The 10,839-nt window shown below is 53.7% G+C and carries 9 protein-coding genes; 5 read left to right on the forward strand and 4 right to left on the reverse strand.

Annotated elements, in window-relative coordinates; translation table 11 throughout:
- Positions 1 to 476: MipA/OmpV family protein (locus AB8B75_RS20695; protein ID WP_405364892.1), on the forward strand; the 476-nt coding region annotated here is incomplete at its 5' end.
- Between the two features lie 194 nt (positions 477 to 670).
- Here the strand turns inward: AB8B75_RS20695 and AB8B75_RS20700 are convergent.
- A complete protein-coding gene (locus tag AB8B75_RS20700; protein WP_405364894.1) occupies positions 671 to 1,327 on the reverse strand; it encodes a hypothetical protein in 657 nt (218 codons plus the stop codon).
- 296 nt (positions 1,328 to 1,623) lie between these two features.
- Between AB8B75_RS20700 and AB8B75_RS20705 the strand changes: the two genes are divergently transcribed.
- A complete protein-coding gene (locus tag AB8B75_RS20705) occupies positions 1,624 to 2,640 on the forward strand; it encodes a serine hydrolase domain-containing protein (protein WP_405364896.1) in 1,017 nt (338 codons plus the stop codon).
- Positions 2,641 to 2,849: 209 nt separating this feature from the next.
- Here AB8B75_RS20705 and AB8B75_RS20710 read toward each other — a convergent pair whose 3' ends face one another.
- From AB8B75_RS20710 to AB8B75_RS20720, 3 genes are all read right to left on the reverse strand, one after another.
- A complete protein-coding gene (locus tag AB8B75_RS20710; protein WP_405364898.1) occupies positions 2,850 to 4,721 on the reverse strand; it encodes a serine hydrolase in 1,872 nt (623 codons plus the stop codon).
- Positions 4,722 to 4,988: 267 nt separating this feature from the next.
- Positions 4,989 to 6,113 (reverse strand): peptidyl-alpha-hydroxyglycine alpha-amidating lyase family protein, encoded by a 1,125-nt coding sequence (locus AB8B75_RS20715; RefSeq protein ID WP_405364900.1) that lies wholly within the window; start codon positions 6,111 to 6,113, stop codon positions 4,989 to 4,991.
- A 137-nt stretch (positions 6,114 to 6,250) separates the two neighbouring features.
- Positions 6,251 to 7,471: a helix-turn-helix domain-containing protein gene (locus tag AB8B75_RS20720; protein ID WP_405364902.1), complete on the reverse strand. Its 1,221-nt coding sequence runs from the start codon at positions 7,469 to 7,471 to the stop codon at positions 6,251 to 6,253.
- 205 nt (positions 7,472 to 7,676) lie between these two features.
- On the opposite strand from AB8B75_RS20720, the gene AB8B75_RS20725 reads away from it, so the two are divergent.
- From AB8B75_RS20725 to AB8B75_RS20735, 3 genes are all read left to right on the forward strand, one after another.
- Positions 7,677 to 8,444: an alpha/beta fold hydrolase gene (locus AB8B75_RS20725; RefSeq protein WP_405364904.1), complete on the forward strand. Its 768-nt coding sequence runs from the start codon at positions 7,677 to 7,679 to the stop codon at positions 8,442 to 8,444.
- A gap of 112 nt (positions 8,445 to 8,556) precedes the next feature.
- Positions 8,557 to 9,453 carry an alpha/beta hydrolase family protein gene (locus AB8B75_RS20730; protein ID WP_405364906.1) on the forward strand — a complete coding sequence of 299 codons (897 nt, stop codon included), beginning with the start codon at positions 8,557 to 8,559 and terminating at the stop codon, positions 9,451 to 9,453.
- Between the two features lie 106 nt (positions 9,454 to 9,559).
- Positions 9,560 to 10,839: S41 family peptidase (locus AB8B75_RS20735; protein ID WP_405364908.1), on the forward strand; the 1,280-nt coding region annotated here is incomplete at its 3' end.

Below are 10,839 nucleotides of genomic sequence, written 5' to 3' on the forward strand. Positions count from 1 at the left end.
AGCTTGCGCCGCGCTTTGCATCTGACTTTCCGAGCACATCTCTGTTTGAGGGACTCAACCGTGATACAGTGATCGAAGTAGGATTCTCGGTGGGGTGCAAACTTGCAAACGAACTGTACGCCCAAGCGTCATTTCTTTGCGATATCCCTACCTCCGACGGGGGATATGAGGCGCCGGTTCAAATGGGAAAGACCCTCTTCGCATGGTCTGCCGAACTCGATGCGTCAGTAGGTCTTCGCTACCGCGATCGTAATCTAAACTCATACCTCATCGGGGTGACTCCAGCCGAGCCAAATTCTATCAGAAATGCTTATGCAGCAGGTTCAACGCTAATCCCGAATGCTCAACTTTCAGCAAATGCAGCTTTAATCGGCACGTTATCTTACGAACATTTTGGCACAGCATATGCTGAAAGCCCGCTGGTCGAGTCGAGGCGTGTCGCCTCTGAGGAGATCGCGATCATGTACCAATTCTGACAAGTGGTAAGAGCCGTCCTAAGGTCTGCCGTCGGCTGGCAACCAAGAGCAGCTCAAATCTCCCAAACCTTAGTTTCGAGAGGATATAAGATGTTGCATTTTGTGACGCGTGAGGCCCTGTTGGTACAGACGATCCGCAGTTGGCTGTCTGATAAAAGACTACCAACAGAGATCCGCCTCAAAGACACGAGCTTTTAAGTAAGCCCCTCGCGTTTGGCAAAGGACATAAATGTTCCATACGCCATAAAGGAGTACCCAAGCAGCTCCAGCCCTTCCTGCACGACGGTTTTGAAGACGGAGTTATAGTCTTGTCCCATGACAGATTGCCAGAGCGAGCCTGTTCCAAACAGGCGGCTAAACACTATCAGGATAAGGAAACCAATATGTATGAAAGTCGTGTGGCGCTTCACAAAATAACCGAGAAAAGGTGCCACCAAACTGGCCCTGTTGAGATAGCAACCCATAGCGCCGCTGGTTGCAATGATTCCAGCCGGAACAACCCAAAAACCATGGGTTATCAAATCAAAGTAAACATCGTTCTCTCTGATGAACATACAGGTAAACAAGGTTGTAACTGCGATCAAGAAGCCCCGCGAACTGGTGTCGCAATGTGAATGCCATGCAAATATCAAGGCCATCCCAAGGATCAGCATGCATTGAATCAATTCGGTCAGTGAGAATTCAGCTAAGTTGTTTTCGAAAAATCGTACGTCAATCGAGACAACGACAACAACAGCAACCAATAGGGCAACCAGCGCGAAAAACTCACTGAAGATCGCAAGTAGTTGTCGGGATGTGTTTGATCCGGAAGAGATCGGAAGTTGTGTGGGTTCTTCAACAAGTATGGTCATAGTTAGCATCCCATTTATCTGTGTATCATTTAAATCCGGGCAACCGAACTGGATACAGTCTGACAAGATAAAGAGCGGCGTTCGTCCTCCTCTAAAGGAAAGCACAATACTAAGTGTTCTCTCCTATATACAAAGACACCTATCGATTTTCTGAACCTATCGAACATACGTCAGCGGGCGTTTAGCATTTCGGCCCTATAGGATCGGGCGATCCACCCACTTTTCGAAGCTACGGTTGGTACGGGACCCTTCACATTTGGCGGATTCCATCAAAAATCATAGTGATGAGGAATCCAATGAATCGAAGAGTTTTTACCCTTGCCGGGCTTGCTTCGCTCGCAGCAACAGTAGCACCAGCTTCGTTCGCTGAAGAAGGCGATCAGACGGGGTGGCAGATTGCCGATCTGACAAACGATGGGCTTCGGTTGACGCATGGCGGTATGCCTGCACCTGGCACGCCGGTCGATGACCGAACGCTGTTTCAGGTGGCTTCATGTTCCAAGACTGTGGCCGCCCTGGCGGTCTTTACGCTGGTTCGGGATGGGCATGTCGAGCTCAAAAAACCAGTTAACGGGTACCTCAAGCGATGGCGATTGACTGGTCCGCGCAGTGACAGGACAACGATCTCGGAACTCCTATCGCATACCGCCGGGACGAACATTCACGGTTTCATGGGGTATGGGGTCAATGACGACATCCCTGGCCTCATCGACATTCTGAACGGACAATACCCAGCCACATCACCGGCCATTCGTACAGAGCGGCGGTTGTTCAAGCGCTATAACTACAGTGGCGGAGGGACCACCGTATTGCAGTGTCTTATTGAGGACGTCGTGGATGTGAGTTTTTCCGACTATGCGTCTTCGCAGATCCTGAACCCGATCGGTGCAACAGACGCAACATTCGAACTTGAGCCGCGTAGGTCCCATGCCAATGGTTTTCTAGAGGACGGGCAGCCGATACCAGGAGGTTTTGTCCGCCATCCAGAAAGTGCGGCCGCCGGCCTTTGGGCCAGTGCAACAGATTTGATCAGGATCATGCGCTCGATTATTGTTTCTCTCAACGGGGATAGCGCTGCGTTGTTGCCCTCCGACTTGGCCAAGCAAATGATCACGCCAGTGACCACCGGTGTCGCCCACGGTGTTTTTGTTGAACCGGGCAAAACGATCGGACACGATGGTCGGAACGAAGGATTTGAATCGGCTATGATTGCTGATTTGGTTTCTGGAAGGGTACGTGCTGGGGTGACAAATCGTAACGGCCAGATGCAACACGTTTTGGATGCTGATCACGCGCTACATGGGCGTGATTGAGCGATTAATCGAAAAGCCAAGAAGAACATCCCTACAATCATGTGCGTTTTGCGGTGAACAGTGCGCATTCGTGACAGTATTGGAAAGCAAGTTTGCGGGCTTGAGCCAAGGACCGGTCAAACTATCTCCGAAACCAGAGCTTTCAAACATCACGAGAATTAGATGGGCGCGCGCGGAAATCAAGCGCGCCATTTTCTAATGTGAAGAAACTAGAAAATGAAACAATCTTCCATCAAAGGCTCACAGGAGGTGCCGATGATCGAAACCTCGGCGTCACCATAGCTAATCGTTGTGAGGGAGTCGTCTATTTTGATTTCCAGATCTTCGATGGTCAGTCCGGTCTGCGAAAAATCCAAAAGGTCCTCCTCTGGATTGAACCCAAAGATGCGGTCCTGGCCTGAGTCGAGTTGAAACACAAAGGTATCGGTCCCTTTGCCTCCCCACATGAAGTCACGGCCTGCGCCACCCTCAAGAACGTCGTCACCAGCACCGCCACGCAGCAAGTCGGCGCCATCGCCGCCAGTCAAACCATCATTACCCGTGCCGCCACGCAGATAGTCGCGCCCATGGCCACCATCAAGCTGATCATCGCCGTGCCCGCCATTCAGGATGTCGTTCCCCGCGCCGCCACTGAGGACGTCGTCACCATCCCGGCCGCGCAGGTGATCGCGCCCGGTTCCGCCGTCAATCTTGTCGTTGCCGTGCCCGCCACGCAAGTCATCATTGCCTTCTCGTCCGACAAGATGGTTGTCTTTGTGTGACGCTTTCTTTGAATCGCGCAGTACATCAATGCGATCCCTTCCCGAGCTGCCGACCGAAAGGATCGAGTTGTCCAAAAAGGTGAAACGCCCAGTATCAAGTTCGCCCAACCCTCCTTCGAATGACAGACTGGCTCCATCCAGCTCGAAAACTGTTTCAACTGCGCCGAAGGCATCGCTTTCTTCGACCAAGGTGATGTCGGCGGCTGTTGCGGCAATGCTGAAGCTTTCATCCGATGGATCGAAAACGGCCCAGCTCTCGTCGCCGAAAATTGCGGTAAATGCGCTGACCAATAGTTCAGTCGGCTCGGCGCCCGAATGCGTCGCAGCGATAGAAATAATCGTTCCAGATGCGACATGCAGGAAGGTCGCCGTGTTGGTCCCCAGAGTTCCGCCCTGAAACCCGATAATTTGCTGGCCAAAAAGGGTGCCAGAGGACAGGCCAAGGCTTTCTCCATCAAGGCCCGGTGTGCCGTCTGGCGTGCGGAAATCCAGCATGTCTTCCAATTGGTCGAGCGACAGCAATGTCCGCGACACCAGCAACGCGTCAATGAAGCGGATCATGTCGGCTGTCGTAGAGACCACACCACCCGCGGCCCCAAAGTCCAACGGGGCATCTGTCACTTCCAATGTCTTGCTCGGAACAAGGTCGGTATATGAGTGCAGCAGACCTTCGTCATCGCCCGCGGACCCCAGCGAACTGTCTTCCATTCCAGCGGCCAAGAAAATCCGATCCGAAAGCACATCGCTAAAACCATTGCCTGTCGTCTGTTCGACAAGTTTCTGCAAAAGTAGGTAGTTGGTGTTCGAATACTCATAGGCTTCACCCGGTGCGAAAGAAGCGGGCTGGCCAGACGCAATCGCGAGTAAACCATCTGAACCGAGAGGCTGATCAGGATTGCCTAGTAGCTGTTCGATATAGTCTGGAAAACCGGACTGACCGGTCACGGAATCAAAGTCGGGGATACCGGAGCGATTGGAAAGCAATTCTCGGACCGTGACTCCACTGATGTTGGCAATGCCTTCGAGGCCGGTCAAGTCCATTTGATCTGCTAGAGGCACGTCAAAGTCGATCAGCCCTTCACCGACCAGTTGCTGTACGATGACCGAAGTCATCATCTTGGTCTGCGAACCAATCTCAAATCGGTTTTCAGTGGTGGCCGCCTGGCTGCCGCCAATTTCGACTGTGCCTTTGGCGTTGCGCACAGAAAGCCCGTCACGGGTGATTTCCATCAAGACGGCTGGCGCGGGGCCGCGATCCGCGAACTCTGTCAGCGCGTGTGCCGGGGCCTTGATCAAGGCATTGGGATCAAAATGGGCCATGTCATGTTTCTTTCTCGTTATTGGGGAAATGACAGACAAGCGTGTCTGTCGCCCGCTGCCTGCCAGAACGCGAAATCCGATGCGTCCGGGTCGGTCGGCGCGGACAAGATTTATGTGAACGGGGTGTGTGTCCCTATGTACGGCGACAGATCTCCAAACCAGCTGCCCAAGTTTCGGTGGGGTCAGTCTGGACAACTAGTAAACTCAGAAAGCAGTCATCATTGCAGAGCTGCAATAAGCCAATCCAATTTGAAGCGCCTGCAGCACTTAGGCTTGGCATATGGTGGATAGATCTACAACAAACACACGATCAGAATAGAGATCGGCAATATAGACCTTTCCATTGGGACCGACGGCAATATCATGCGGTAACTGGAAAGTGTTCTGTTTATCGGCAGTTGCGCCATAATGTAGGATCGGCTCACCTCTACTCGAAAAAACAGAAAATCCTGCTCGTTGGCTGTTTTTAGTTTCTTCTTCATCAAGATCGAGCCTATCGCCGCCGTCTGCAATAAAGATGCAGCCTAAGGGGCCCACGTCGACACCGAATGGACGACCCGCTTCTGAACCGCTGATCACACGCTGTAATTGACCATTCTCGGAAAAGACCTGAACCCGCGCGTTGCGGCGGTCTGCGACGTAGATACTGCCCAGAGCATCAGCGGCGATGCCATGCGGCAGGTGGAATTCTCTCGGTTCGGAACCCCGTCGGTTTACTTGCCACATAAGCGTTCCCTGCCTGTCGAAAACGGCGAGTCTTGAGTTGCGATAACCATCCGAGACGGCAAAGCGACCGCCCGTTAGGGAAACGACATCTGTCGGTCGAGCGAAAGTGGCGTCACTCTTTGCGACAGGTAGGCGTGGCAAGAGGTTGCGCACACGCAAAAGCGCTTCCATATATAACGGGTAAGCATCGCCATAGGTGCGAATTGGTCGACCCTGTTGATCAAGGTGTACGACGATATTCAGAGACGTATCTGCAACCCAGATCGTGCCGTCCTGAGCGACGGATATTCCGTGTGGACTCGCAAACAGTCCTGCACCGAAATGTGTGATCTCTTCTTGGGTTTCTGAATCCACCCGCACGATTACCGGCTCCGGGATCAGTGTTGTGTCAGCGTTGAAGGGACGGCCCGCTCGGTGGAGAATGTAGACGCTTCCATCCGGACCCACTGCGACACCGGTCACAGCCACTTCAGTTTCTGTCGCGTCCGGTGGCCAGAAGACTCCAATCTCCGAAGCTGTAATGTCTATGGCTGTAGTCTTTTCGGGGGGCGAAACATCCACTTGTAGGATCTGAGCCGGGTCAGTAGCACTCCACCATAGTACAACGCCGATCAAGACAGCTGTGGCAAGCGCGGTATTTCTGCGTCTCGGAGACGTTACAAACACTAAAATTCCTTTAAAGTTCCAATGATCTTCAGCTTGCTTTCCCGTCCAGACCCCGGGACCGCTCCGAACTAGCATCTCCGGCAGATGGCGGCATCCTAACCTAGCGTGTTGGCCACTATCCCATACGCTCGCATCAATCAGGTTTGATCTATTGAAACCTGATTAACGTTGCCTGCGGCCCGCGGTTTCGGTTTTGATTTCTTGTAGGCCGTCGGTGTCATTCCGGTGACCCGCTTGAAGGCAGAATAAAATGAGGAACGCGAGTTGAAGCCCACCTCGTAGGCAATCGCGAGCACGGTTGTCTTTCCTGCCTCTACAAGTGGAACGGCTTCCTTGACCCGCCACTCGTTTATAAACTCAAAAAAGGACTGGCCTAGGTTTTGATTTAATGTCTGAGAGACATAGTTAAGTGACACCCCGATATGACCCGATAACCCGCTGAGAGTCAGGTTAGGATCTCGATACAGAAGGTCTTGCTGCATCGCGCGCAACAGTTTTCGGGCGATCCGGTCGGCTTGATCTTCTCCCAAAGCGCTCTTTTCATATTTCTTGTCCGGATGTTCTGTTACCTTCTCCAGAGCAGCCTGGGCGAGATCCAATTCCGGCGATGGCCGTAGACCCCACAAGGCAAGTGCCACTACGATGATCAACACCAGCATGCTGTCGAGGCGTGGGCCGATTGGGTCCTGCTCACCCATCATGATCAGAGCTTCCCCAAACATCGATTGCAAAATGTAGAATCCCATCGCTACTGCAAGGACGGCGATCCACCGCAACTCCATTCCTTCCGTGCTGGCGAAATGCTGTTTCAAGCGTACGATATGCAGCGCTTGGGTGCGGGCGATCCAGATCACGTAGACAACCCATTGCAGAACAAGCACGACCGTCAGGATCGTAAAAATGTAGTGCAGAAAACCAAGCCCAGGCATCGCAACATCTGTGGCATCACCGGTATGCCAGACCTCGCGCGTGGCCTCTGGAAGCGCCATTGCAGCGATGGAAGCAATCAGGGCCGTGGCTGGCAATGCGAAGTGCCGAAGGAGCACAGCACCATCGCCGGAATGGCCGCGGAAATCCATCAACTCCCGCACGTACAACAGGAGTAGCGGCATTATACAGAAGTTGGCGACGAAGTGCACAAACCTCGTACCATCGCGGATGATTGGCAGCATCTCATGGGTTAGCACGAAGGCAACCGAATCGATCTCACTTAATGCAAAGGCTGCAAAGAATATGGCGAGCATTGCGCGTGATGGAATGATCTTTCTCTGGGACCAGCTTACCATTGCCGCAAGCACTGCAGCGGCGAAAGTGGCGATGACTGACGCGATCAGTATGTTCTCGGGGTCAAAAGACATGAGCTGTATCTGCCTCTATGGTTGGGACGGACCGGGCCCACGCCTACATTGAAGCTCGTCCCGCCTCAACGGAAACAAGGTCAAACACTGTCCGCGCCTCTCGGGTCGGACATTCTTCCGGGTTATCCGGACGACCCTCCCGCCACCTTCGTTTAAGCTAAAAGTCCTTCTCCAAAACCCATATGAAAAAGAGGTGCATTCAGTCATGCCGCACATCGTAGATCTCCCTCGCGACATTCCGGGCCTTTCGAGTATGCCTGTTTCACCGCTGGCACAGCTCGATACGGTTTGGTTGCATGGCGCAGGGCTGGCTGGCGACACATGGGGACCGATGATCAAGGAGTTTCCGCGGGCCCTGACGCCGGATTTGCCCGGTCACGGGAGCGCGCCGTTGGTCTCTTCGCCGCGAGTAGAGATATATGCGGATGCACTTTCTAACGATGTGCCGCAAGGTGCCGTACTCATCGGACATTCGCTTGGCGGCATGGTCGCGCTGGAACTGGCAGCGCGGATGCAGGATCAGATCAAAGCGCTCGTTTTGATTGAAACGGTTCCCACGTTGCGAGATCGCCTGTCCGGGCAGATTTCGGCTAGTATCGCCGCTGGTGTGTTTCGATCAATCCCCACCTCTTGGTTCGCGTGGCTGCCAGGCCTTGGACAATGTCAGGAAACCCGCACAGAGTTGCGGCGGCAGATGGCGCGTACGGACCGCATGCGCATAGCCGCAGCGTTGGAGGCCGCGGCATACTATGACGGGCGTCCATACCTGCCTCATATCAACGTCCCAACGCTTGTGATTGTAGGCAAGAAAGACACGGCAACTCATCATGGCGCGAAACTGATCGCGGAGCGTATCAACGAAGCCGAGTTCTTGAAGCTCCCTGGCGGACATATGCTGCACACCGACAACCCTGTACAGCTGAAACGAAGCATCGAAGCGTTTCTTCGCGAAGCCGTGCCGACAAATCCCTGAGACGTCTTGGCGCAAGAATAGCGTCATCCTTTTCCGTGCCGATAGGACCGGACGACAGCTGATAGGCAGAAGAGCATTGGTCTTGCGTAGCAACCACGCAAGAAAGTACCCAATGATCTTCTCAGACGGAATTCGAATCCGCGCATCAAATGCACTAACAACTGTTATCGCCCTCTTGGTGCTTTGCGGATGTTCAACTTCGACGTCCCATACCTACGATCCCGCCCAGGAAGTCGAGTATCGCTATGGTAGCGTTGGCCCGTATACCGTTGCGCGGATCAAGGTTCCAGCGACCTTTGATCAACCTGGTGGGGCTGCGTATTTCCCCGAGAATCACTTTGGTCCAGCACCGTTGGTCATTTGGCAAAACGGCACGGGTGAACCCATCGGCACATATGATGCTATCGCACACCATCTCGCGTCGTGGGGCATTGCGGTCCTGGGGAGCCATGATCGCCAAATGGGATCTGGCGTGCGGGCAATCGAAATGCTTGAAAATGCCCATCTTTGGTCGGCGACACAGGATCACCCCTTTTTCGAGCGTATCTCGCCAAACATCTTTGCCCTTGTTGGGTCTTCGCAGGGCGCAGTCAGTACAATCAATGCGCACACCCGATTTGCAGTCGGACGCAATGCGACCGCATTGGCGATCCACGGCACACCAACCAAAAGAGCGATTGATTTCTTTGGGCTCAATCTGAACTATGATGCGCGCGCCATAACAGTGCCAGTTCTTGTTATGACCGGAACTGAAGACGAGTTCATTTCCCCTATCCGCCTGAACCAAGCGATCTTTGATGGGCTGACTGGCCCCGGACTGCGCGTTTTGGCTGTTGCTGATGGGGCCGACCACATCGAGCTGGCGGATGATGCGGGTCGATTCAGGGGCTACCTAACCTCATGGCTGGCATTTCATCTTCTGGAAGACGTGCGTGCGGCCCAAGCGTTCATTGGTCGCGCGGAAATCATGTCTAATTCTGGTTGGGAACAAAGTCAGGTCACACAGTAGCGCCTGCCACTTCCATACGATCTGTCTCTGCCTATGGCGCGAGATGACAGAAATCACTTGGAGGATAAAGAAGCGGTGACAACTAAAGCGATATTTGGAGATTGAGATGAGGGTTATAATGCTGGCAACCTGTTTGTTTTTTGGGATCAACAGCGAAGTTGCGCTCGGCGCACCTTCCCTGGACGGCGTTTGGCAATCGGATGGCTACGGCTTTGTTTTGGAAATCGACGGAGAAACTGCCCGCCTATTCAGTAGCGGGGTTGGCATGTGCATTCCTGAGACGGATACCATGGTTCCGATAGCGGATCTTCTGCCGGGGGCCGAATTCGAGGCATCCGGCGATGGACAGCGGATCAACATCAGGTTTGCCCTGGAACCGCACCGGATCAGTGCGCGTCGCCGCCCGTCACTTCCATCGGTATGCATGACGAAACAGCCGATCGATGCAGTCACCGTGTTCAACACCTTTGTCGAGTATTTCGAGGGCAGTTATCCTTTCTTTTCGCTCTACGATGTTGATTGGCCCTCAAGAGTGGCCGAGGCCCGAACGCGTGTGCATTTCACCATGAGTGACCAAGCCCTCTTTGAAGAGTTGAGCTGGCTCATCGCACCCATTCAAGACGGTCATGTTGCTCTGGTCGCCGAAGTTGATGGCCACCGCGAAATTGCATTTCCAGGACGTGCCCGTGTATTGCAGGATTTGCGCGACATCGCGCAGGCTGCTGGTGAAGATCCTGAAAGCGCCACACGCGCGTTCCGTCACGCGCTTTGGTATCAGAGCATTCCCGAGGACATTCTTCACAACCGCGGACAAATAGCCGGGAATGAGCGTATTCAATATGGCATGCTAACCGATGACGTTGGCTACCTCGCTTTGTTGGCAATGGACGGATTTGGGTCGGGTCCCGTGACCCCGTCGGAAAACCTAGCCCTCACTCAGTCTTTGCTAGACGACATCATGAAATATTTCGCATCTCGCGGTACGCGGTCGATTGTCCTTGATCTCAGCCTGAACTTTGGCGGTAGCGACTATATCGCGCGCGAGATTGCCAGCCGCTTCTTGAACCAGCCCGTGCTCGCATACTCTAAATTCGCAGGGGATGCCGACAAGCCAATCGTGACGCCTGTCTCCATAGAGCCGAGCGCAGGGGTAAGCTTTGATGGCGATGTCATTTTGTTGACCAGCCAGGCGACGGTCAGCGCCGCTGAAGTATTGACGCTTTCCTTAAGATCGCAATCTCATGTCACGCATATTGGAGAGGCGACGCGCGGCGCACTGTCTGACGGTTTTTCGCGAAGCCTGCCGAATGGCTGGCAACTAAGTTTGTCCAACGAGGTTTATCTCGACTCGGAAGGGCACCACTGGGAAGCTGCTGGCATTCCCCC

This window comes from Roseobacter sp. (genome assembly GCF_045106495.1).
Classification (GTDB): Bacteria; Pseudomonadota; Alphaproteobacteria; order Rhodobacterales; family Rhodobacteraceae; genus Roseobacter.